General features: G+C 65.3%; 20 protein-coding genes and 1 tRNA gene. 8 read left to right on the top strand and 13 right to left on the bottom strand.

From position 1 onward, the window contains the following. Positions 1 to 8: 8 nt before the first annotated feature. Positions 9 to 911, bottom strand: a complete 903-nt coding sequence (galU, locus tag HK353_RS01110; protein WP_173151440.1) for a UTP--glucose-1-phosphate uridylyltransferase GalU — start codon at positions 909 to 911, stop codon at positions 9 to 11. A 45-nt stretch (positions 912 to 956) separates the two neighbouring features. Between galU and HK353_RS01105 the strand changes: the two genes are divergently transcribed. The 4 genes from HK353_RS01105 (at position 957) to mscL (ending at position 3,723) form a co-directional block, all read left to right on the top strand. Continuing rightward, positions 957 to 1,736, top strand: a complete 780-nt coding sequence (locus HK353_RS01105; protein ID WP_342589770.1) for a 5-formyltetrahydrofolate cyclo-ligase — start codon at positions 957 to 959, stop codon at positions 1,734 to 1,736. A 123-nt stretch (positions 1,737 to 1,859) separates the two neighbouring features. Further along, on the top strand, positions 1,860 to 2,177 hold the full coding sequence (locus tag HK353_RS01100) for an FmdB family zinc ribbon protein (RefSeq protein ID WP_173152072.1): 318 nt from the start codon (positions 1,860 to 1,862) through the stop codon (positions 2,175 to 2,177). Positions 2,178 to 2,502: 325 nt separating this feature from the next. After that, complete coding sequence (locus tag HK353_RS01095; protein ID WP_245395700.1) at positions 2,503 to 3,012, top strand: SAF domain-containing protein; 510 nt, start codon at positions 2,503 to 2,505, stop codon at positions 3,010 to 3,012. Positions 3,013 to 3,261: 249 nt separating this feature from the next. Further along, positions 3,262 to 3,723 (top strand): large conductance mechanosensitive channel protein MscL, encoded by a 462-nt coding sequence (gene mscL / locus HK353_RS01090; RefSeq protein ID WP_173151436.1) that lies wholly within the window; start codon positions 3,262 to 3,264, stop codon positions 3,721 to 3,723. Positions 3,724 to 3,900: 177 nt separating this feature from the next. Here mscL and HK353_RS01085 read toward each other — a convergent pair whose 3' ends face one another. Both HK353_RS01085 and HK353_RS01080 read right to left on the bottom strand, forming a co-directional pair. Beyond that, positions 3,901 to 4,221 carry a hypothetical protein gene (locus HK353_RS01085; protein ID WP_173151434.1) on the bottom strand — a complete coding sequence of 107 codons (321 nt, stop codon included), beginning with the start codon at positions 4,219 to 4,221 and terminating at the stop codon, positions 3,901 to 3,903. Then, a complete protein-coding gene (locus HK353_RS01080) occupies positions 4,214 to 9,181 on the bottom strand; it encodes a DUF4011 domain-containing protein (protein WP_342589769.1) in 4,968 nt (1,655 codons plus the stop codon). Before HK353_RS01080 ends, HK353_RS01085 begins: the two co-directional genes overlap by 8 nt. 107 nt (positions 9,182 to 9,288) lie before the next feature. On the opposite strand from HK353_RS01080, the gene HK353_RS01075 reads away from it, so the two are divergent. After that, positions 9,289 to 9,364: transfer RNA gene (locus HK353_RS01075), tRNA-Arg, on the top strand. Between the two features lie 152 nt (positions 9,365 to 9,516). On the opposite strand, the gene HK353_RS01070 is transcribed toward HK353_RS01075, so the two are convergent. From HK353_RS01070 to pdxH, 6 genes are all read right to left on the bottom strand, one after another. Beyond that, positions 9,517 to 10,581: a universal stress protein gene (locus HK353_RS01070; protein WP_173151433.1), complete on the bottom strand. Its 1,065-nt coding sequence runs from the start codon at positions 10,579 to 10,581 to the stop codon at positions 9,517 to 9,519. Positions 10,582 to 10,748: 167 nt separating this feature from the next. After that, positions 10,749 to 11,249 (bottom strand): HNH endonuclease, encoded by a 501-nt coding sequence (locus tag HK353_RS01065; RefSeq protein WP_062862386.1) that lies wholly within the window; start codon positions 11,247 to 11,249, stop codon positions 10,749 to 10,751. A gap of 416 nt (positions 11,250 to 11,665) precedes the next feature. Then, entirely contained in the window at positions 11,666 to 12,514 is an 849-nt protein-coding gene (locus HK353_RS01060) for an NlpC/P60 family protein (protein WP_173151432.1), read from the bottom strand. 458 nt (positions 12,515 to 12,972) lie between these two features. Continuing rightward, the gene (locus HK353_RS01055) at positions 12,973 to 13,659 is read right to left on the bottom strand and encodes an iron-dependent transcriptional repressor DtxR (RefSeq protein WP_173151431.1); all 687 of its coding nucleotides are present in this window, start codon (positions 13,657 to 13,659) and stop codon (positions 12,973 to 12,975) included. A gap of 263 nt (positions 13,660 to 13,922) precedes the next feature. Then, positions 13,923 to 14,363 (bottom strand): aldehyde dehydrogenase family protein, encoded by a 441-nt coding sequence (locus tag HK353_RS01050; RefSeq protein ID WP_173151430.1) that lies wholly within the window; start codon positions 14,361 to 14,363, stop codon positions 13,923 to 13,925. 143 nt (positions 14,364 to 14,506) lie between these two features. Beyond that, positions 14,507 to 15,178 carry a pyridoxamine 5'-phosphate oxidase gene (gene pdxH / locus HK353_RS01045; protein WP_173151429.1) on the bottom strand — a complete coding sequence of 224 codons (672 nt, stop codon included), beginning with the start codon at positions 15,176 to 15,178 and terminating at the stop codon, positions 14,507 to 14,509. A 175-nt stretch (positions 15,179 to 15,353) separates the two neighbouring features. Here pdxH and serC point away from each other — a divergent pair, with 175 nt between their 5' ends. From serC to HK353_RS01030, 3 genes are all read left to right on the top strand, one after another. After that, a complete protein-coding gene (serC, locus tag HK353_RS01040; RefSeq protein ID WP_173151428.1) occupies positions 15,354 to 16,535 on the top strand; it encodes a phosphoserine transaminase in 1,182 nt (393 codons plus the stop codon). A gap of 221 nt (positions 16,536 to 16,756) precedes the next feature. Then, entirely contained in the window at positions 16,757 to 17,908 is a 1,152-nt protein-coding gene (locus HK353_RS01035; protein WP_173151426.1) for an FAD-dependent oxidoreductase, read from the top strand. A 127-nt stretch (positions 17,909 to 18,035) separates the two neighbouring features. Then, a complete protein-coding gene (locus tag HK353_RS01030; RefSeq protein WP_173151424.1) occupies positions 18,036 to 19,301 on the top strand; it encodes an MFS transporter in 1,266 nt (421 codons plus the stop codon). Positions 19,302 to 19,432: 131 nt separating this feature from the next. Here the strand turns inward: HK353_RS01030 and HK353_RS01025 are convergent, their stop codons facing one another. From HK353_RS01025 to HK353_RS01010, 4 genes are all read right to left on the bottom strand, one after another. Further along, the gene (locus HK353_RS01025) at positions 19,433 to 19,930 is read right to left on the bottom strand and encodes a DUF456 family protein (RefSeq protein ID WP_173151422.1); all 498 of its coding nucleotides are present in this window, start codon (positions 19,928 to 19,930) and stop codon (positions 19,433 to 19,435) included. 196 nt (positions 19,931 to 20,126) lie between these two features. Further along, complete coding sequence (locus HK353_RS01020; protein ID WP_173151420.1) at positions 20,127 to 21,404, bottom strand: MFS transporter; 1,278 nt, start codon at positions 21,402 to 21,404, stop codon at positions 20,127 to 20,129. An 8-nt stretch (positions 21,405 to 21,412) separates the two neighbouring features. After that, positions 21,413 to 22,372, bottom strand: a complete 960-nt coding sequence (locus tag HK353_RS01015) for a DUF3027 domain-containing protein (protein ID WP_173151418.1) — start codon at positions 22,370 to 22,372, stop codon at positions 21,413 to 21,415. Further along, complete coding sequence (locus HK353_RS01010; RefSeq protein ID WP_173151416.1) at positions 22,372 to 22,752, bottom strand: cold-shock protein; 381 nt, start codon at positions 22,750 to 22,752, stop codon at positions 22,372 to 22,374. The genes HK353_RS01015 and HK353_RS01010 overlap by 1 nt, the downstream gene beginning before the upstream one ends. Positions 22,753 to 22,760 lie beyond the last annotated feature (8 nt).

The raw sequence follows: 22,760 nt of genomic DNA, 5'->3' as shown, positions 1-22,760 counted from the left end.
GTCGGCGTTCAGTCCAGCGTCGGCACGAACTCGCGCAGCCACGCTTTGAGATCGCCGCCGAGGTCCTCCCGGTCGCACGCGATCTGCACAACGGCCTTGAGGTAGTCGAGCTTGTCTCCCGTGTCGTAGCGGGCGCCCTTGAACACGACTCCGTAGACGCCGTGGCCCTCGTCGTCTCCGGCGAGCTCCTGCAGTGCATCGGTGAGCTGGATCTCGTTGCCGCGTCCCGGCTTCGTCGTCTCGAGGACATCGAAGATCTCCGGCGCCAGCACGTAGCGGCCGATGATGGCGAGATTCGACGGAGCATCCTCGGTGGCGGGCTTCTCGACGAGGTCGGTGACCTTGACGACCTCGTCGTCAGCAGTGGACTCGACGGCGGCACAGCCGTAGAGGTGAATCGCCTCGGGCGGAACCTCCATGAGGGCGACGACACTGCCGCCGGTCTTCTCCGCGACCTCGATCATCTTCGGCAGGATCGGGCTGCGCTCATCGATGAGGTCATCACCGAGCAGGACCGCGAACGGCTCATTGCCCACATGCTGACGTCCCTTGAGCACGGCATGGCCGAGTCCCTTGGGGTCGCCCTGGCGCACATAGTGGATATCAGCGAGTTCCGAGGGATGGCGCACCGCGGCGAGCTTCTTGTCATCGCCCTTCTGAGCAAGTGCTGCCTCGAGCCCGTCGACCCGGTCGAAATGATCCTCCAGCGGCCGCTTATTCCGACCGGTGATCATGAGAACGTCCTGCAGACCGGCATCGACGGCTTCCTCGATGACGTACTGGATCGCCGGCTTGTCGACGACCGGGAGCATCTCTTTGGGGGTGGCTTTCGTGGCGGGGAGGAACCGAGTTCCGAGACCGGCGACGGGGATCACGGCCTTGCGAACGGTGCGCTGCGCTTCATCACTCATGAAGTCATCTTAACGAATCCGTCCGCCCCGGTTAGTCTGAAATACGTGGACTCACAGACTTCGAAGGCGCGGCTGCGGTCCCGCATCCGCGCCGCTCGCGCAGACCGCTCCCTCACCGAGGCAGCGCCGGGGACCGCAGCGGCTGCGGGGACTGTGGCGGCCGCGGGGACTGTGGCGGCCGCGGGGACTGTGGCGGCCGCAGTGTGGGACCTCATCCGAGAAACACCGGTTCGTTCCCTTCTTGCTTATGCGGCGCTGCCCGGAGAACCGGACCTCGACCCGGCGCTCGATCAGTTTCTCGCATCCGGCGGCACCGTCTACCTGCCCGTCGTCACCAAGGTGGGCGAACCTTTGATGTTCGGAAAGGTTACTGGTTCGATGGCCAGCCTGAGACCGCGGGGCCGATGGGGAATCCGCGAACCGGTCCGGGATGGTGAGCTGCTCACCGCCGTCCAGTTGCTCTCCCCCACGATCGGCCTCGACCTCGTCTTCGTCCCGGCCCTGGGCTTCGGAGCCGATGGTGCTCGGCTGGGCAACGGGGGCGGCTTCTACGACAGGAGCTTCGGCCCACACGGGGAGGAGCCTCTCGGTTCGGGCGCTCTCGGATGGGGACTTTTTGGTTCCCAGTCCCCTGGTTCAGAGTCCTCTGGTCCCGAGTCCCGTGGTTCGGGACGCAATGGTTCGGCAGCTCCTGGTTCGGGTCCCCGCGTTGTCGGGGTGTGCTTCGCCGACGAGCTCAACCTCAAGGGCCTCGCCGCAGAAGACTGGGACCTGCGCATCCCGGAGGCCGTCACCGACGACGGAACTCACATCTTCACGGCCTGATCGTCGGGAATCAGCACCCACTCGCGCGTGTTGATATGTGGATAACCTTGTGCATATCGCGGACCGGTGCTCCGGGGAGGAACTGAGATGCACTATAATCTTGTCGTCGAAGAAAGGTCTCGAATGCCCGTCTACTCCTACGCCTGCAAGAGCTGTGGTCACGCCTTTGATATTCATCAGGACTTCAGCGATGACTCGCTCACCGACTGCCCGGAATGCCAGGGCCGCCTGAAGAAGGTCTTCGGCGCCGTGGGCATCAGCTTCAAGGGATCCGGCTTCTACGCCACCGACTCCCGCTCGAGCAAGTCGAGCACTGTCAGCTCCTCGAGTTCAGACTCCTCCTCGAAGGAGTCCTCGAGCTCGTCGTCGAAGGAAGCCTCCAGCTCGTCGACTTCGTCATCGAGCAGCTCCTCGACCGCGAGCACCCCAGCCGCAAGCTGAACTACGCCGGTCGCCGGCGCACCGTCGCTGCCGCCAGCTGGCAGCCTGGACCTTCAGGGCGATTCACCTCAACCGCCAGCCGACCGGATGCCGCGACGGACCGGCTCCCCTCACTCAGACACCGATCGCCTGTGGACGGCACAAACTGTCCACAGGCTAGTTCCGTACCCTTGCCGCTGGCCGCGGAGCGCCGCAGGCTCGGTGCATGGGCATCTTCCACCGCATCCGGTCCACGTCTACTGGCTGGTCTCGGCCGTCTCGCATTCGGCCTCAGCGCATCCTCGCCGCCGTTTGCCTCGCGTGCGCCTGCGCTCTTGCCGTCTGGTTGCTCACACCGAGCAGCGCAGGAACGGCGATCGTCGTCGCGAAGTCGGACCTGGCACCCGGAACCGAGCTCAAGGCCCAGGACCTCACTCTCACTCGGTTCCCTTCCGACCTCGTCCCCGACAAGGCATTCAGGTCCGTTGAAGAGGTGAAGGGACGCGCCACCTCGGCGGGGTTGTCGAAGGGGTCACCCCTGACCTCGTCGATCGTGCTCGATCAGCAGGCGCTGCCAAAAGGCAGTCGCGATCTTCTCATGCCCATCCGTCTTGCCGATGATGCCTCGGCGGCACTGCTCCAACCGGGGCAGAAGATCCGTCTCTTCTCGTCCCTGCCCGACGGCGGGTCGGAAGTCGTCGTCGAGAAAGTGACGATCGCCCGCCTCGTCGACAAACCCCAAGAAATTGCCGCGGAGTCAGGACAACTTGTTTCCGTGATCCTCTCCGCCGATGATGCCGGGCGTGTCGCCGAGTTCGCCGGACTCCCCATCAGCTTTGCGATCCTCCCTCACTGAACCAGGTCATCGCCGGGCCGTTCGCCTGCTGATCTGCGGTAGTCGGAGACGTCTGCGTTCACCTGACCGGCATTCATCACTGCAAACCGATTACCCGGACTATCACAACGATTACCCGGAGCGTCAATACGATGATCAGACTCGCAGAACATTTCTGCTGACAATGAGTTACCCATGTGTAATATTGGAACGTAATTGAGCTATTCGATAACAGCATTTCAGTGAACACACACCGAAAGGGTTTCTCTAATGCTTAAGGGATTCAGAGACTTCATTCTCCAGGGGAATGTCGTCGAACTCGCAACAGCGGTCATCATCGGCAGCGCTTTCACCGCCATCGTCACCGCCTTCTCCGACAAGATCATCAACCCGCTCATCGCCGCTGTCGGCGGTGCTGAGGGACCGGCCCTGAAGATCCCGCTCAAGGAAGGCGTGCCCGAGGCAACTCTTGACATCGGTGCGGTCATCACTGCGGCCATCAACTTCCTCATCGTGGCCGCCATCGTCTACTTCATCATCATCGTGCCGATGAACAAGCTCAACGAGCTGCGCAAGCGCGGAGCTCCCGAAGAAGAAGTTCCTCCGACCACCGAGGATCTGCTCGGCGACATCCGCGAGATCCTGCGCAACCAGGTTGCCTCGCCTGCCGGGCCCGCCGAGGGTCCCGCCACCGACGGTCCGATCGATCCGAACCAGCCTCCGCGGCACTGATCACCAGCCGATCGCGAAGAGGCCCGCTCTCATCCGAGAGCGGGCCTCTTCGCATCTGAAACCTATCCAGCCCGCTTGAAACCTATCGGGCTATCTGAGACCGATCGGGCGCTATTGACCGACCGGAGAGGGCGGGGAGATGCCCGGACGGATCGAAGCCACCAGACGGATCAGGAGCTATGACCAGTGCGGGGGCTTCTGCGAACGGTAGTATTCGTCGCTGAAGCCGCCGCCACCGGAGTCGGCTTCATTGCGCAGAGTCGCTCGATATCGGCGCTTCGCCGCTTCGATCCGGGCCGTCCGAGACTCATCAGATTCGGTATCGCCGTCCCCGTACGATGGCTTTGTCGGCTCAGCGCCGGACTCGCCGCCGCTATGCGGCGGCTCGTCCAGTTCAGTGTTCGATCCGTTGACGCTGGGTTCGACCGATTCTCGGTCCCTGCCGTCCGATTCGCGGTCATGGTCAGGATCCTCGGCATCGGTGGGCCGGTCAGGCATCGTCGTTCTTCGACCCCGACTTCGCCGAGACTGTCCCGTCCGTCCCGGGTTCAGCCGGCTCCGCCTCCCCCGACTCCTCCTCGGCCGAATCCGACCCGCCCGATTCAACGGCGGTCGAATCCTCATCGGCGGAACTCGAGTCTGCGGACTCGGCACCAGTTGCACTGGCGGCCTCAGCGTCGCGCATTCCAGCTGCCACTGCGGACGAACGTGCCCTGTCATCACCGGCGCTGTCAGACGTCGCATCAGCCGAATCAGCGCTGTCGGACTCGTCGGCCGCCTCGGGGACCTGATCGTTGCTTGCGGTCTGCACGAGGCCCGCAGACCGGAGCTCGTCGGCACGGATCTTGCCCGTGTCGAATGTCGGCAGGATCTCGTCTTCGACGGGTCCAGTCGAGTTCGACCGTGGGATGAACACCTCGACGCCGGTGACCTTCTTCGCCTGCGCATGGCGTTCGCGGTAACGGTCAACGGCGGCCTGCAGCTGGGAATCGCCGCGGCTCGAGTTGCCCTTCTGCGCCAGGGCGGTGCGCAGCAGATCCTTGATCTCACCGTCGCCGCGCACGACCGCATCCGACTGGATCCAGTCGATCATCTGGTCGAGGCCTTCGGCGGAGTATTTGTGCATCGGCAGACCGGGCACGAGCTTCGGGCGGCTGCCGGTGCGGCCGACGACCACCGAGGCGGCACGCGCCGCATTGAGCACGGCCTGCGGGCTCATCGTCTCCACGGTGGCGCGCCAGGCCTCGAAGATCTTCTCGGTCTCGGACTGCGGATCGACGAACGCATCGGTCGACCACACGCGCATGAACTTCCAGCCTCGGCGGCTCAGCTGTTCGGGCAGCACCCGATCCCGCTGGCGCAGGCTGCGCATCGACGCGTATTCGGGTCCGTCGCCAGCGACGGCGATGATCATTCCGTGCTCGTCCTCGGTGGAGTTCGCCACGGCCAAGTCGATGCCGTTGTAGTGTTCGTGAGCAACGACGCCGAGCTGCAGCAGCCGGTCAGCGATGTCGTTGAACAGCGGATCGTAGATCTCACCGTGCGGTCCGGGCTGGTGGACGCCGCCGGTCGCGACTTCCTCGAGCAGCTGCGGGAGCATGACCGCTCCCCCGTTCAGCTTGCTGCGATCGAAGTCCTCGGCCTCGATGCTCGAGACCAGGGTCAGCCGCTTCCTGGCCCGCGTCATCGTGGCCGCGAGGATGCGACGACCGTCCGGGCCGGACAGCGGACCGAAGTCGTGGATGACGCGGCCGTGGACGGTGCGGCCGTAGCCGAGGGTGAAGATCACGGCATCGCGCGACATGCCCTGGACGCGTTCGGCGTCGGTGACGACGAACGGCTCCTTCGATGAGTCGTTGAAGAACGCCGCCACATACGGCAGATCCTTCATCGCCCGCGAGATCGCCGTAGCTACTCGCTGCGCGTGGTGCGGGGTGAGCGCGACGACGGCCAGCGATTCCCGCGACCGGTTCCGCGCGTGCTTGAGCACCAGATCGACGACCCGTTTGACCTCGGCGTCGGGGCTCTCGACCCGACCGGTCCCGATGTCCGTGGGGCCCCTGCCGTCGGCGACATAGGAGAATTCAAGGCCGCTGCCCTCACCGGTGTGCGCGGTCGGCAGCGTCGAAATCGTCGAATCGTAGAAGTGCCGGTTGGCCAAGTCGATGAGCCCGACCGGGGACAGGCGGTAGGAGTTCGACAGTCGCATCCGCGGCAGGAACTCGCCGAGGCGGTCCTGCACCGAGCGGGGATGTTTCCCGTCGTCCATGCCGAATCGATCGACCGCGATCGAGAACGGGCGCGGTCCGAGCAGGCGGGAGTCGCCGAGGGAGATGACCTGACGGGCTCGGGTGATTCCGGGGACGACATCGGCGACCGAGAGTCGTCCGGCATCGGCGATGACGACCGCATCGAAGAGAGGCAGAGCGGAGAAGAGTTCGGGCACCGCGTACGGGCTGCCCATCCACACCGGGGCCAGAGTCGTCAGCAGTTCGGGTGCCTGAGTGGAGATCCGCTTCGTCGAGGTGTGCTTCGACAGCAGCTCCTGCTTGATGACTCCGGCGGCGATCGGATCGGATTCGATTCCGCGCTTCCATGCCTGCGCGTGGTTGAAGCGCAGTCGGGAGGCGCCTGCGGCGACGAAGGCACGGTCGTTCTCGCGGAAGCCTTCGGCGACCTGGTGGAGAGCGGCACCCTCGTGGCGGCCGATCGCAGGATCTTCACCGGCCATGGTCTGCAGCACGGAGGCCCAATAGGCGAGATCGAATTCGGGGCCGACGAGTGACTCGTCGACCTTGCGTCGGCGCAGATCGGCCATGAGATCGCCGAGGCCCTCGCCGTCGAGTTCACGCTGCAGGCGGGAGCGTTCGGGCAGATCGGCGAGGTTCTCCGAATCGCTGCCCATCGCTTCGGCACGTGCCTGAAGCTCCTCAATGAGCATAGATCCGAGGTCCCCGCCGTCCGGGGTGGTCTCGAGGATCGGGGCCAGCTTGGCCATATCGGCTTCGAGGCTCTGGAGGATCTCGTCGGCTTCGAGCACGCCGCGCGGGATCTGCGGGCGACCGTCATGTCCGGCGAGGTCCGAGAGGATGACCCGCTGGGCGCGGACGTCGATGAGGGCCTCGTGGAGGTCACCCACCTCGGCCCCGGGGCGGAGGAACTCCGCAGCCGACTTCTTCAGTCGACGGCGCTGCATCATGCCCATCTCGACGCCGACATCGGCCCGGTATTCGGGTGTGCCGGTGGCGGCGATGAGGTCATCGAGGCGGTGGTCGTAGATGTCTGGGGCGAAATTGTCGAGCGTCTTGCGCACGCGCAGGAGCACGCGGATGGCGCGGGACCAGTCGTCGACGTTGCGGCGCGGGTTGAGTTTCGCCTTCTGCAGCACCGGTTCCGTGGCTGCGACGAGATCGGGGATCATCCGTCCGATGCGTTCGGCCACGGTGCGCGCGGCTTCGGCCTCTGCGACGGATTTGAGGTCGGCTCCGAACCAGACGGTGTCTTCGACATCGAGGGTGAAGGCGCCCAGTCCGGCAAGTTCACCGAGTTTGCCGCGCAGGATGTTCCGACGGTCGTCACTGGCGCCGAGAATATCCTCGTCGAAGCGCACCGGGGTCTGCGGAGAGTCATCGCCGGAGGTGAGTTCGGCGAGGTGCTGCATGGTTTCGTAGACGGAGACGTCCCACGGTTTGCGCCTGCGGTGCAGGGAGGAGACATGGTCGGCCAGGGTCGCCCGCTGTTCGTTGAGTTCGGTCAGCAGGTGGGACAGGTCCGGGCGTTCGGACTTCTCCGCCGAGGCGATGAGACCGATGAGCTGTTTGCGGATGTCATCCGTTCCAGCGCGGGTGTCGACCGCGAAGTCGGAGAGCCCGACCTCGCCGAGGCGAGCAGAGAAATCGTCGAGCGCATCGGAGGTCTGCGCGAGGAAGAGGACGCTCTTGCCGGTGTGTGCCAGTGTGGTGGCCACGGCGACGGCAACCTGTGTGGCACCGGTCCCGGGCGGGGTGTCGACGACGACGGAGTGACCGGACACGGCAGCGTCGACGACGGCCTGCTGGTCGCCGTCGACGTCGATGACGAGGAATTCCTCCTGCGGCTTCCGGTCGGGAAGCGGGGTGATCGGCTCCTGAAGCGCAGCGGGTACGACGTCCTCACCGTCGGCTTCAGCCGCGGGTGCTGTCTTCTCAGACTTGGTCGCCGATACGGCTTCGGCATCGGTCGACGTCTTCTCGTCGTCGGTGGTCGTGTCGACGGCGGACTCGGCGGCCGTGACCGGCTCTGCGGCGTCGAGTGGTTCGTCGCTGATCGGCACGGTCGGCTGACCGTAGTCCTCATCGGCATCGGCATCCGCTGCATCAGCGGCACCGGCAAATGCCTCGACCGAAGCATTCTCGGCCGCAGGCTTCTCGGACGCAGCCTTCTCACCGGTCTTCTCGCCGCTGGTCGCCGACTCATCAGCGGACTCAGCAGCATCCTCGGCGAGGTCGCCTTCTGCCGTTTCCGCAGTCTTCGACTCAGCTCCGGACTTCGCTGCGTCCGCGGAGGTCGCTTCCGGCGCTGACTTCTCGTCGCCTGCGGGTTCGGTGTCCTCGTCTGCGGATTCGGCGGCGGCAGCGACACCGGCGACTCTCTTAGCTTCGGCTCGCTTCTGCTCGGCCTCGGCCTTCTCGGCGGCGGCGATCTTCTCGTCCGGGAGGACGCCCGGCTGCGGCACATACGAAGGCCCGCCGAGGGAGGCACGCACGTCCTCGTCGCCGGCCAGCGCCCGCAGGACGGGATGCTGGGTAGGCAGGTAGTCGGTGGAGAACGGGTTCGCAATGTTTGCGAACGTCGAGATGATCAGGCGGTGGTTGATCCGCAGACCGGGCACGTTCTGCCCCAGATCGCGCAGACGGTCGAGAGCCGGACCCGGGTCGAAGCCGTGCGGTCCGCCGGTCGCGTCGACCCATTCGTCGACGGGCACGTCGAGGTCGTATTCCTCCCGCAGATGCTGGACGAGAGCGGGATTGATCGTGATCTCGTTGTCGAGCACGATCTCGTAGTCCTCGACTCGGGAACCACGAGGCACCAGCGTGATATGGCGCATGACGACGGGGGCGTTGAACTTGAACTTCGCGTCCTTTTCCGTCCACGAAGCGAATCCGAGCGCCAGATGGGCGGTGCGGATGCCGCGTTCGTTGTCGAGCTGCTCTGCCTTCGACCGGATGGATTTCGCTCGCCTGCGCGCATCCGTGAGGATGTCGTGGTCGCGAATGAGGCTGGAGAGTCGGGTGGCGCGCCCTGCCAGCAGCTGTGCCAGGCCGGAGGGGTGGGCGCCGGAGAGGTCGATGCTTCCGTCACGGGAGTCCCGGAAATGAAGCATGGTGTCGCGACCGCCCAGATGGGCAGCCTGCTTCTTCCACTCGGCGAAGACATCTCCGAGTTCTGGGAACTGTTCGTCTCTAACGGAATCCGACACAATTCGACCCTAACGAGAATCTGTCCATAATAGGTGCTGGCACACCGTGGAACAGTGAGGTTTCTTCTACGCTACACTGGGTGATCGTGGTTGAGGATGACCACCTGGCCCCCGTAGCTCAGGGGATAGAGCACCGCTCTCCTAAAGCGGGTGTCGGCAGTTCGAATCTGCCCGGGGGCGCCAGAACCACCTGTCCGAGCAAGATCCACTTGCCGATGTCGCCCAGACCCACCATCACCGAGGCGGCCGATCGTATCGATCGGCCGCCTCGGTGATTGTCTGCCGGCCTGAAGCATCCGATCATCGTGATCGGGATTCACGGACTCAGGTGGACTCTAGAGACCAGGCTCTGCCGGGGCCTCATTGCTCTTGCGGCGACCGTAATCGCGGGCGACGCGGACGACCATCGTCGGGCACTGCGAGTACGGCAGCACCGACTGCGAGGTCGAACCGAGCAGGAGGCCGGCGAATCCACCCCGGCCACGCGACCCGATGACGAGCACTTCGGCCGTGTCAGAGGCTCGGACGAGCACCTCGGCGGGCTGGCCGTCGAAGAGCGTCCACGTGACGTCGAGATCAGGGAACTCCTCGGCCAGCCGCTGTTTGGCGACGACGAGTTTGTCCGCGCCCTCGTTGACGAGGCGTTCGAGGTCGGCAGTGCTCGGCAGCCACTCGGGACCGATGACCGTTGTGGTGATCACGGCGACGATATGCAGCGGTGAGCCACGGCGCACAGCCAGTCGGGCCGCCTTCCACAGCGCCGGGGATTCGGCGCCGAGCGAGTCGACGCCGACGACGACCTTCCCGTCGAAGCGCAGACCTTCGATCGACTCGGCGTTGGGGTCGTGGGTTTCGACCTCGACGCCGTCCTGTCGGATCGGCCGCGACGAGGTCGGGTGCGCGGGGCGCTCGGCCTGGTTGTCCCAGCAGGAGGGGACGACGACCGTCGGACACGCGGAGTGCGCCGGCAGAGCGCTCGAGACCGTGCCGAGGAGACGACCGGCGAAGCCGCCGCGCCCGCGGGAGCCGACGACGGTGAGGCAGCCGGTCTTCGATTCGTCGATGAGCACACCGGCGGCGTCTCCGATCTCGATGACCGCCTCGACGGGAACACCCGCGGCTTTCACCTCGGCGGCGGCCTCCTTGAGGGTGTTCGTCACGGCCGCACGGATCGAGCTGTCGTCGATGGGCACATAGGACACATCGATGGCGGCTGCGGCCACGCTCGGGATCGTGTAGGCGCCGACGAGGCGGATCGGGCGGTTCAGGGAGCGAGCCTCTTGGATCGCCCAGGCCAGGGCGTTGCGGCTCGGCGGCGAACCGTCGATTCCGACGATGACGGCTTCGGGCTCACCGGCCGGGGCCGGGTCGGGGTTCTGTGGGCGATCCTGCTCACTCATCGCAAGCTCCTTGGGTCGAAGCGAACTTCTGTTTCGTCCACCCTAGAGCACATTGACGGTGAGAACTTCACCTATGTCACATCGTTATCCGAATTGCGCCAACATATGGACAACACGGTCCCCTATCTGGGACGATGCCCCGTTTTCAGGCGGCGCTGGAGTTGTTGTCAGGCAGCGCTGGAGTACTCGAGGAATGGCCGCCACTTCTCGACGGGCTTGTCGATCCCACGCATCCACAGCTGACCGAGCCGGGGCTCCTGCGGCAGGAAGCTGAGCTTCCATCCGATCTCGCTGAGAGTGCGATTGCCTTTGCGATTGTTGCATTCGCGGCAGCACGCGACGAGATTCTCCCACGTGTTCGCTCCTCCGCGGGACCGTGGGACGACATGGTCGACGGTGTACGCCGGTTTCGAGCAGTAGGCGCAGCGGTGGCCGTCCCGACGCAGGACTCCGCGGCGGGAGAGCGAGACGCGGCGGTTGTTCGGCGGGCGCACATAGCGGGTGAGCAGGATGACGGAGGGCTGATCGAGACTCATGTGCTCGGATCTCACCGGAATGTCCTCTGCGGCCAGGACTGTCGCCTTTCCGGTCAGCACGAGCACCACGGCTCGTGTGAACGGAACGATCGACAACGGTTCATAACCGGCGTTCAGCACGAGAGTCTTCATATCTCGCCCCTCATCTTCTTCTCTACTGGGCCGAAACCGGCTGCCCCAGCCCCAGGGAACACAAAAGGCGCCGTGCTCATGGGCACGACGCCTGGGAAAGAGGGCACGGAGACAGATATGAACTCCGCACCAGAGACTGGAGCGGCTATTCGAATTATTCGACTATGCCCCATCTGCTTTCCTTCGCATCAGCGGTTGACACCACTTGGTGTCCACCATTTATGGAACTCAATCTTCTCCAGAGTAACGCCGCGCGCGCCCGTGACCCAATTCATACGGCTCGCGTCACGGAAACTTCGGTTTCCGTTCACCGAATCTGGTATGTGTGAGCGGGCGCCCGAAGTTTCCGGGCACACGAAAGCTCCCCGTACGACTCGAGGACCGTCGAGTCGTACGGGGAGCAATCGGAAAGAAGATCAGAGAACGCGGATGAAGGTGACGTTGCCCATCCAGCTGTAGCTGCGCTTCGAGGTTCCGGATCCGGGTGAACCGGCATCGTACATCTGTCCGTCGCCGGCGTAGATGCCGATGTGGCCGGGTTTCCAGATGAGGTCGCCGGGCTTGGCTTCGGACTGCGAGACGATCTGGCCTGCACCCTTCTGAGCACCGGAGGTGCGGGGCAGGTTCACGCCGACGTGGCTGTAGACCCACGAGGTGTAGCCGGAGCAGTCCCAGCCGCTCTGGCTGGTTCCACCCATGACGTAAGGGGTTCCAACGCCTTTCTGGGCCCAGGCGAGGACCTGCTCGGCCTTGGATCCGTCGATGGATCCCGAGTCCTTGGAGTCGGACTCGCCCGAATCGGACGATCCGCTGTTGGCGGTGTCGTCGGAGGTTCCGGCGGATTCGTCGGAGGTTCCGGCGGATTCGTCGGAGGAGGGAGTGGAGGTTTCGACCGGCTTGGGCTTCGGCTTGGGCTTCGGAGCAGCCTCAGCGGTGATGGCCTTGCTCTCGACACCGAAGGAATCGGACTTCTCGTCGTCCTTCTTATCCTTCTTGCTGTTCGAGTCGTCGCCGATGGTGACGGTCTGGTTCTCGAAGTCGACCTTCTGGGTGGTCTCGGCTTCTGCGGAGACCTTGCTCTGGTCGTCGGCTCCCTGGCCGGCGGCCGGCATCACTGCGGCGGTCAGCAGACCACCGCTGGCAGCGACAACTGCTGCACGACGGCCGAAGACGCCTGAGTTGGCGTTCAGAAGTTCAGTGAGTTCGGTCAGTGGAGTCTTGACCTTGGCATCGGCGGCGCGGCGGCCATGCTGCTTAGTTGCCACGTTTTCCCTCTCGTCCCTATTGGCTGCTCTCAGCCAACCGCCACTATCGGTCCTTGGTATCTCACGGCGAGCGTGGCGCTCGGATCTCGCTGTGAAGTCGTCACTGCGTGAACGACCTCCACAACTGTAACCAATCGGTGACTGATTGTCACGTTTTTGTCACAACCAGCGGAGGGAAACCGTGATGTTTTCCATAAACCCGCAGGTCAGAGGCTCTAAATGGCTTGAAATATTCGTAACATTTTCTCGTTATACGACGTGACCCAGGGGTGGAGGAACCACTCCCTGGGTCAGAGATCACAGTGATTTGTAACGAATCGGGGTTCAGGCACCCGCTCTTTCGTTACCGTTGCTCGGTTTCGTCGTTATCGAGACACAGCGTTGCCGTCACAGAGACTGCGTCTCGGCGCCTTGCCGAGAATCAGTCTCGCCGCTATCGGCGGAGGCCCCTGGGCGTCTCAGCTGCGGTAGGCGAAGACGTGCGAGGCGGTCTCGACCGGCAGGTCGAGTACGTCCTGCGCGCCGGGCACCTGCACGGTGATGTATTCGCCGTTGCGAGAGATCTCGACGTCGCTGCCCGGCAGGACGCCGGCGACCTGGAACTGCTGAAGCAGATGGATATCGACCTGAAGGGGTTCGGCCAGCCAGGCGATCGTCAGCTTCTTCGCACCGTCCCGGCCGACCGCCGTGGCGAGGTCGATGACGTCGGTGGACTTCGAGGCTTCGCCGCCGATGACGTCGAGTCCTGGGATCGGGTTGCCGTAGGGCCCGGTGGAGGTCTCCGAGAGCAGCGTCACGAGCTTGCGCTCGACCTGCTCGCTCATCACGTGCTCCCAGCGGCAGGCCTCGTCGTGGACGAGCTCCCATTCGAGTCCGACGACATCGGAGAGGAGACGCTCGGCCAGACGGTGCTTGCGCATGACATCGGTGGCGATCCGCCGGCCCTCCGGAGTGAGCTCGAGATGGCGATCGTTGCCGACGTGGAGCAGTCCGTCGCGCTCCATCCGCGCCACGGTCTGTGACACGGTCGGGCCGGAATGATCCAGGCGCTCGGCGATGCGGGCACGCAACGGCACGATCGACTGTTCCTCGAGCTCGATGATCGATTTGAGGTACATCTCGGTTGTATCAATGAGGTCGTTCACTTCTGACCAGCCACTCCACTCTTCGTCTTCAGGTCGTTTCGACCGTTTCAGGCGTTGTCACCATTTCGGGTCGTTCCGACCCTGCCCCACCCCGCACAGGCGAACCCGTTCGCGGCCGTTGCGATCTGCCCCAATCCTATCGTGCGTTCAGCATTTCCCGTGAGTCGAGGAATCGCCCCATCCCGGTCGCGGCCTCGGTCAGCGCCTGACGGTTCGATCAGGGTGTGCATCTGCCCGTTCGGGAAGAATTCGCACCGGTCTGTTCAGCTCACGTTCGTATAGGCCGTCTTGTGCACCGTGAAGAACTCGCGTGCCGCCCGAGCCTGTTCGCGGGGACCATAGCTCGACCCTTGCCGTCCGCCGAAGGACACGTGATAGTCCGCTCCTGCCGTCGGGGCATTGACCATCACCATCCCGGCGTCGGCGTAACGCTTGAAGTGGGCCGAATATTTCAGGGAGGACGTGAAGATGCCGGCGGACAGTCCGAACTCGGTGACGTTGGCCACGGACAGCGCTTCGTCGTTGTCGGCGACCTCGATCACCGAGGCGACCGTGGCGGCATCCGCGCGGGCGTAGCGGCCGATCACATCGGAAGGATCGGACGGGTTCGTATTCGTCGACCGATCATCGCTGGGCACCCGTGCGCCGCCGATGAGGTTGTCGAACACGGCGTCAGGTCCGTACTGGGTATTGGAAGTGGTCATGGGTGCTCCTTTGCATCGTCTGCGCCCGGATGCGGCGCGCATGTTGTGACCATTCTGCTGGGTGGCCGGCACCCTGTGCTGCTTCGTTCTGCAACTCGGGAGGTCAGTGCCCTGGGGCAGAACCTCAGGAGTGGGGCAGTGCCTCAGGGGTAGAGGCGGACGACCTCCCAGGCCGAGGAGTCGTCGAGGTCGGTTGCTTCGTGGCTGCCGTCGGCGCGGCGGAAGACCCACCGGTCGTGGAACCGGTTCTGCTGGCCCTGCCAGAATTCGATCTCGAAGACGCGCACGCGGAATCCGCCCCAATGGTCGGGCCGCGGAACGTCCTGGCCCTCAAGCTCGGCCGCCGCGGCATCGTATTCGGCCTGCATCTGCTCGCGGCTGGTCACCGGTTGGGACTGCTTGGACACGGTCGCCCCGATCTGCGATCCACGGGGGCGCACGGCGAAGTACGCGTCCGAGTCCTCGGGGGCGGCCACCTCGGCGACGCCGCGGATGCGGACCTGTCGTTCCATGTCCTGCCAGGGAAAGTTCACGGCGATGCGGGGGTCGGCCCGCAGCTGCCGGCCCTTCGCGGAGTCGTAGTCGGTGAAGAACAGGAGTCCGCCTTCGTCGAGGCCCTTGAGCAGGACGATGCGCGAGCTCGGGCCCCATTCGTCCAGGGTCGAGACGGTCATCGCATTCGGTTCGCGGACATGGTCGGCCGCCTCGTCGTACCACTGGCGCAGCAGGTCCAGGGGTGCGGCGTCCGGGTGTTCGAAGACGGCTGAGTCATAGGACTTCCGGGTCTGCGGGAGACGATCGACGGGCTCACTCATGTCTTCACTCTACGACGCGGAACGGACACGAGTCAGCCGGGTCCTGCCTCTGTGGGCGATCGAGCCGGGTACCGCCTCGGCGAGGGCGGTCGAGACTCGGAATGTCGAAACGGCACGTCCGTCACATGACGGACCGGTCCCGGGCGCCGGGCGGGCCCGCCGTAGAATGTCGAGCGTGACTGCGACGAATATTGAGATCCCGAAGAACCTCCTGCCCGCCGACGGACGCTTCGGGTCCGGCCCGGCCCGCATCCGCCCCGCCCAGATCGAGGCGCTGACCTCGGCCGCGACCGAGGTGCTCGGCACCAGCCACCGCCAGGCGCCGGTGAAGAACCTCGTCGGCCGCATCCGCTCCGGACTGGCCGAGCTGTTCAACCTGCCCGAGGGCTACGAAGTGGTGCTCGGCAACGGCGGGTCCACCGTGTTCTGGGACGTCGCGGCATTCGGCCTCGTCCGCGAACGGGCCGCCCACGCAACCTTCGGCGAGTTCGGTCAGAAGTTCGCGAAGGCCACCGACACCGCCCCATACCTGAAGTCCTCCCTTATCCTGGGTGCCGAACCCGGCACCGCCGCGATCCCGTCGCCGGAGGCCCTGGCCGCCGCTGGTCTCGTGGACTCCCCCGCCGAGGCGGCCACCGGCGAGAACGCCGCCGACGTCTTCGCCTGGCCCCACAACGAGACCTCGACCGGTGTCGCCACCCGAATCGCCCGTCCGACCGGGATCGCCGAGGATGCTCTCGTCGTCATCGACGCCACTTCCGGCGCAGGCGGGTTGGCCGTCGACATCGCCGAAACTGACGTCTACTACTTCGCCCCGCAGAAGAACATGGGCTCCGACGGCGGACTGTGGGTGGCGATCATGTCGCCGCGCGCGATCGCCCGCGCGCATAAGATCAAGGACTCCGGACGCTGGATCCCGACCTCACTCGACCTGGTCACCGCGATCGAGAACTCGGCCAAGGACCAGACCTACAACACACCAGCCGTGGCGACCCTGCTCCTGCTCGCCGAGCAGATCGAATGGATCAACGGCAACGGCGGTCTGTCCTGGGCGGCCGAACGGACCGCTGAGTCCTCCGGGCTCGTCTACGACTGGGCGGATTCCGCCGAGGCGGCTCACCCCTATGTTGCAGATGCGGCGGACCGTTCGTCGGTCGTGGCCACCATCGATTTCGATGATTCGGTGGATGCGGCTGCCGTGGCCAAGGTGCTGCGGGCCAATGGCGTCGTCGACGTCGAGCCCTACCGCAAGCTCGGCCGCAATCAGCTGCGCATCGCGACGTTCGTGTCCGTCGACCCCGACGATGTGCGGGCACTGCTTAACTGCATCGACTTCGTCATCGAAGCCCTCAAGTAGGGACTGCGTCGCGCCGCCCGCGCAATTCCTCCACGTAATTCCGGAATGCCCCGTTGCAACGGGGCATTCTGACATTTACGGGATGTTCCGGCGCTCATGGTGCGGGATGCCGCCAGCGGGACGGCAGACCTCCACTCCGAAAAGATCGTGCTGCGGGGCGTAGGCTCGTGACAGATCGGCGGCAACCGTCGTTCTGAAAGATCTGCCTGGGGAGGCGCACCGTGACCAGCACCGCGACCGACGCACCAGCACGCACCGTCGACACCTGTGCCCGCGTCGGCGTTATCGGCAGCGGCATCGCCGGGGCCAGCACCGCTTTCGCCCTCGCTTACCGCGGCGTCGACGTCATCGTCGTCGACGATGCCACGGCCGGGCAGGCTACAGCGGCCAGCGCAGGGATCATCGCACCGTGGGTGTCGACGAGCACGGGCGCCTACTACGAGACGTACGCAGCCGGCGGAAACTTCTATCCGGAGTTTCTCAAACGGTTGATTGCGCTGGGCATCCCGGACCTCGGCTACCGCCGATCCGGTGCCCTCGTCGTCAACAATGACCCGGACACTCTCGCCGAGGCGGCTGCGACTATTCGTGAGCGCGTCGCGGCCGCCAGATCCGTCGCAGGCGAAAACCATGACGTCGATGCGGCGGAGCTGGCCGAGCTCTTCCCTCCGATCGCTCCGGACATGACTGGACTCCTCATCACCGGAGGCGGACGTGTCGACGGGCGGGTTCTGCGAGATGCGATCCTCACTGGGGCCCGGCAGTATGGCGCCAAGTTCGTCGCTGACTCCGCGCAGGCCATCACCGCATCGAGCAGGGGAACCTGGTCGGTGCGCACCACCTCGGCGATGGACGAATTCGACGCACTCGTCATCGCAGGTGGCGCACGGAGTGCTGACCTCCTCGACCGGCTCGGTCACCCGGTGGGGATCACTCCTCAGCGTGGCCAGCTGCTCCATCTGGGGCTGCGCGGTGTCAACACATCTCCGTGGCCAACGATTCACCCGCTCGATCACCACTACATCACCCCGTTCGACGGTGGCCGCATCGTCGCGGGAGCCACTAGAGAGGACGGCGTCGGCTTCGACGTCCGCGCAACGGCCTCCGGTACGAAGCAGGTCCTTGACGACGCGCTGCGGATCGCCCCCGGCCTCGCCGAGGCGACTGTCCTCGAGGCCCGGATCGGCGTACGCCCCATGTCGACGCGGGAGGGGGCGCTGCCCTACGCGGGAGCGGTCCCGGGCGCGGACGGACTGTGGCTGGCTTCGGGGTTCGGAGCCGGTGGACTCACGATGGGTCCGCTCATCGGCGACGGGCTGGCCAGGCTGATACTCGGCGAAGAGGCAACGGAGATCGCCCACCTGGCGCTGTGAGCTGCGGTCTGACACTGAGCGTTGCGGTCCGGCGCTGTGATCCGCGGGCTGGCTCAATGACTTGAGGACTGTCTCCGTGGCCGCAGACGCTTGTCGGGTGGGTTTCGCGGTTTGCTAGCCTGAGGTTATGACTGCGGCGCTGCCCCGAGCCTTCCGCTGGTTCTGGGTGGGCGAAACCGTCTCTGGTTTCGGCAGCTGGATCACCATGATCGCCCTGCAGGTCATCGTCGTCGACCATCTGCACGCGGGTACTGTCGGTTTGGGCTGGCTGAACGCCTCCCGGTGGTTGCCCTACCTGCTGTTCGGTCTCGTGCTCGGGGCACTGATAGACCGGGTGCGACGCAGACCAGTCATGATCGGAACCGACCTGGTGCGAGCAATTCTGCTGTGTGCAATCCCCGCTCTGTGGTTCGCCGATCTGCTCGATCTTGGCGTGCTCGTCCTACTCGTCGCGCTTCTGGGAACGGCGACACTGGTCAACGACAGCGCTTCGCAGGCGTTTCTGCCCCGCCTCGTCACCCGGAGCAGCCTGCAGCCCGCCCACGCCCGAATCGACGGCACCAACGCGGCAGCAGAGACCGCCGGACCCGCACTCGGCGGTGCACTTCTCGCCGTCATCTCCGCTCCTCTGGCCGTTCTCGTCAATGTCTCGACCTTTCTGTTCTCCGCGATCGTCGTCGCACTCATCCGCGTCGAAGAACCCAGGCTACCGCCGCAGTCGCCGCCACCGCCGAAACGGCGGCTCGGACACGAAATCGCAGCCGGCCTGAAGTGGGTGTATACGACTCGAACGCTGAGGGACCTCGCTGTGTGGACACACATCTGGTTCGCCGGGCAGGCGGTTCTGGCATCGGTCACTGCCGTGTACTTCCTCAGCGACGTCGGGCTCAACACCGTCGCTTTCGGCATCGTCATGGGAGGAAGCGGACTCGGCGGCATCGCCGGAGCGCTGAGCTCAGGGGCGGTAGGGCGTCGCGTGGGATCCGGGCGGACCGTGATCCTCGCCCACGTGGGCTCGGCCATCGGAGTGCTGGTTCTCATCTCGGCCGAACTCGCCGCGGACGGCGAGGCGGGGAACGGCCGGTCCACAGTCGCCTCGGCGATCATCCTGTTCACCGGGATGTTCCTGCACGGTTTCGGGATCGGGCTGAGCAACTCACATGAGATGGCCTACCGACAGTCGATCACTCCTGACCGTTTCCAGGCGCGGACGAACACGACGATGCGTTCGATCAACCGCGCCGTCATCGTCATAGTCTCGCCGCTGGCCGGATTCCTCGCAGCTGCCACCGGCACCGATTTCGCCTTGGTCCTCGCAGCCGCGATCTTCGCTCTCACAGCAATCGGACTGTGGTTTTCGCCATTTAGGGCTGCGCGACTCGACCGCGGCTGAGAATCGCATACCTGGCGGAACAGGTTCGCGCCGCTTCGCCGGTCCGCCTCAGGCATCCCACACCCTTAGCCGCAGAACACCCCGTTGCAACGCGGTGTTCTGCCGCCGCTGGCGAGGGGTCCGGCATGCCCTTACCCGAAGAAGTGGATGAGGACGCCGATGCCGAAGGTGATGCCGGCGAGCATCGCGAGGATGAACTCGATGCCCGCGCCGATGCCGATCGCCTTGATCGACTCCCAGCTGGAGTTCCAGGCCGTCTTGCCGTCCTTGAGGCGGGAATACTCGGCGAGATAGAGGCCGGCGACGAAGCCGATCGGCAGGCCGAGCACCGGGATGACGAAGAAGCCGATGACCGCGAGCACCCCGCCCAGCAGCACCGAGGAGTTCGGCACCTGCATGGACTTGAGTTTGCGGCCGGTGAGCACGAGCGAGGCGCTCATCCCGGCCGCGACGAACACGGCGACGATGGCGAAGATGATCCACGCGGCCGGCCCGCCGATGATGATCGCCCAGATGAGCACCGCAACGGCGATGAGGATCGACCCGGGCAGCACCGGCACGATGATGCCCAGGCAGCCGACGAGGATCGCCAGGCCGACGAGCGCCGAGGTGATGATGTCAGTTGTCACAGTCCGTCCGTTTCCGTCGCTCGACCCTCGAATCCCTCGCCGAGGCGGTCGATCGAAATTCTATGACACGAACCTCCGGGCCCGCCGAGTGCCGCCCCGTGCCGAGTGCCGACCCCTGCCGAGTGCCGGGCTCCTCCCGTGACCGCCGCAGGTCGAGCTCCCACCGGCAGACAGCGACCCCGCCTGCTCGAGCCCGTCAGTGTCCGCTGCCGCCGGGCGGCCTGCCTTGATAGCTCATGTGCAGCCGGATCCGCGACTTCGGATCCCTGTGGAGCCGCAGGTCCTTGGCCATGATCATCCACAGCAGGCCCACGGCGAAGGCGATGATCCCCGAGGCGGCTCCGACGACGAGCGCCATCCGCGGTCCGAAGGCATCGGCGACCCAGCCGGCCAGGGGTGCCCCGATCGGGGTGCCGCCCATGACGACAGCCGCATAGATGGCCATGACTCGGCCGCGGTAGTTCGGCGCGGTGGTCGTCTGCACATAGGCGTTCGCCGAGGTCATCATCGTCAGCGATGCGAAGCCGACGAACATCAGCGAGGCGGCGAAAAGATAGTAGTTGGGCATCAGCGATGCCACGCCGACGGCCACACCGAATCCGCCGGCGGCGCCGAAGATGAAGCGCAGTCGGGGTCTCTCGCGCCTGGCCGAGGCGAGCGCCCCGGTCACGGACCCGATGGCCATGACGGAGTTGAGCAGGCCGAAGCCGCTGGCGTCCTTGCCGAATTCGATCTTCGCCATCGTCGCCGTGTAGATGTTGAAGTTGAATCCGAAGGTCGCGACGATGAACAGCACGACGAGCACGACCGTGATGTCCGGGCGTCTGCGCAGATATTTCAGTCCGCCGAGGACCCCGCCCTTGCCGCGCCGACCGGACGGATGCAGCTTCGACTTGTCGAGCCGGAGGAGCACGGTGAGCGTCGCCGCGAAGCCGAGACCGCTGAGGAGGAAGACGGGACCGGGGCCGATGGCGGCGGTGAGCACACCGGCCACGGCCGGACCGATCATGCGGGCGCCGTTGAAGGACGCCGAATTGAGGCTGACGGCATTCGGCAGCAGCTTCTCACCGACGAGCTCGGAGACGAAGGCCTGCCTGGCCGGGTTGTCCAGGGTCGTGAGCATCCCGAGCGTGAAAGCGAGCACGTAGACGTGCCAGAGGACGATGACGTCGGTGATGGTGAGGACGAAGAGGACGAGTCCGATGAATCCCAGAAGCGCCTGGGTGACCATAAGCAGACGCCGTTTGTCGAACTTGTCGACGAGGTTTCCCGCGAACGGGAACATGATCAGCTGCGGGCCCAGCTGCAGAGCCATGGTGAGGCCCAACGCCGAAGCGTTGTTGTCCGTGAGCATGGTCAGGACGATCCAGTCCTGCGCCGTGCGCTGCATCCATGTCCCGGTGTTGGAGATCAGGGCACCGGCGAACCAGTGCCGGTAGTTCGGCTCCGACAGCGACCGGAACATCTGGGACATCGAGTGGTTCAGCCCTCCTGGAACTCGAGCTCGCCGGAGTAGTCGTCGACGACTGCTTCAGCAGGCTCGTTGTTCGGCCGTCTCACATCGGTCTCCGAATGCGCACCACACCCGGATTCGAGTCCGACCACGCGACCGTCGAACGGCGACCACGCATTGGCGCAGACCCCGAACTTCTGACGCAGCGATCCGGCGATCGGCATGAGGTAGCCGCAGCTGCCGCAGTGTCCGGCCGCGCGTGAGGCGAACTCGCTGTCGGGTCCGGCATCGGATTCCGACCACCGGCTTGCGGCCGCGCTCAGCCCGTCGGAGGAGAGCACGCGTTCACGACCGAGACCGAATTCGAAGTTCTGGATCTGGTCGATGTTGTCTGCCGAATTGTCCTCGGTCTGCTGGAAGCCCGGCTGCAGGTTCGGGTCCTGGTCGAGCTTCGGCAGGGTGTCCCGCGGGCCCATATCGCCGGGTTCGAGGCGTTCCTCCCACGGCACCCATTCGGGGGCGACGAGGGCATCAGGCCCGGGCAGCAGCGCAGTTTCGCAGACCGTGACCTTCTTCGCGCGCGGAGCGCGGGCGAGCACTGCCACCCACCGCCAACCGCGGTAGGTCGGGTCGGTGCACACGAAGTAGTGGGTGACCAGACGGGTCGCCTCGGCCACCGTGCCCAGGTGTTCGCCGACGACGGCAGTGCCGGCCACCTCGGTGATGGCAGAGCGGGCGATGTCGATCGCCGCGGCCAGTTGGGTGTCGAGGACGACCTTCTCCGTGCCCGATCGCGGACGACCGGTCTTCGATGCCTTCGCCGAGGCGACCGTGCCGGAATCCGCGGCGACCGCACTTCCAGCGGCGGTCGATTCGCCCGCAGCGGCGGGCACATCGCTGCCCGGGGCCGCCTCGGTGGTCTGTTCGGCGTCGTTCTCGGCGGGCGCGGCGGTCTGCCGGGCCAGCCAATCACTGAACAGTGATGACATCAGGACTCCAAATCGTCGGCAATCGCCCGCAGCAGGCTGGCGACCTTGTTCCCATGGGTGGGGTCCGGGTAACGGCCGTGCTGCAGTCCGTTGTTGAGGTCATCCAAAACTTTGATGACATCTTCAACCATAACTGCCATGTCCACGGCCGAACGTCGGCGGGCCTTGGCGACTTTGCCTGGAGTGGTGATCGGGCGGGCCTTGAGCACCTGCGCTCCGCGGCGGGAATCGACGACATCGTATTCGAGCCGGGTGCCCTTGGTGACTTCGACTCCCTCGGGCAGCACGGAGGAATGGAGGAAGGCCTGCGAGCCGTCCTCGGCGATGACGAAGCCGAAGCCCTTGTCGGCATCGAACCATTTCACGCGTCCGGTGGGCATGATGTCCT

Source organism: Brevibacterium permense (genome assembly GCF_013280495.1).
Classification (GTDB): Bacteria; Actinomycetota; Actinomycetes; order Actinomycetales; family Brevibacteriaceae; genus Brevibacterium; species Brevibacterium permense.
Note: the sequence above shows the minus strand (reverse complement) of the source record. Positions and strands in the feature narration are given on the sequence as shown.

Bases quoted from the DNA above. Each gene is read 5' to 3' on its own strand.
- galU (WP_173151440.1), bottom strand. From the start codon at position 911: ATGAGTGATGAAGCGCAGCGCACCGTTCGCAAGGCCGTGATCCCCGTC.
- HK353_RS01100 (WP_173152072.1), top strand. From the start codon at position 1,860: ATGCCCGTCTACTCCTACGCCTGCAAGAGCTGTGGTCACGCCTTTGAT.
- mscL (WP_173151436.1), top strand. From the start codon at position 3,262: ATGCTTAAGGGATTCAGAGACTTCATTCTCCAGGGGAATGTCGTCGAA.
- HK353_RS01085 (WP_173151434.1), bottom strand. From the start codon at position 4,221: ATGCCTGACCGGCCCACCGATGCCGAGGATCCTGACCATGACCGCGAA.
- HK353_RS01070 (WP_173151433.1), bottom strand. From the start codon at position 10,581: ATGAGTGAGCAGGATCGCCCACAGAACCCCGACCCGGCCCCGGCCGGT.
- HK353_RS01065 (WP_062862386.1), bottom strand. From the start codon at position 11,249: ATGAAGACTCTCGTGCTGAACGCCGGTTATGAACCGTTGTCGATCGTT.
- HK353_RS01050 (WP_173151430.1), bottom strand. From the start codon at position 14,363: ATGACCACTTCCAATACCCAGTACGGACCTGACGCCGTGTTCGACAAC.
- pdxH (WP_173151429.1), bottom strand. From the start codon at position 15,178: ATGAGTGAGCCCGTCGATCGTCTCCCGCAGACCCGGAAGTCCTATGAC.
- HK353_RS01030 (WP_173151424.1), top strand. From the start codon at position 18,036: ATGACTGCGGCGCTGCCCCGAGCCTTCCGCTGGTTCTGGGTGGGCGAA.
- HK353_RS01020 (WP_173151420.1), bottom strand. From the start codon at position 21,404: ATGTCCCAGATGTTCCGGTCGCTGTCGGAGCCGAACTACCGGCACTGG.
- HK353_RS01015 (WP_173151418.1), bottom strand. From the start codon at position 22,372: ATGTCATCACTGTTCAGTGATTGGCTGGCCCGGCAGACCGCCGCGCCC.
- HK353_RS01010 (WP_173151416.1), bottom strand. From the start codon at position 22,752: ATGCCCACCGGACGCGTGAAATGGTTCGATGCCGACAAGGGCTTCGGC.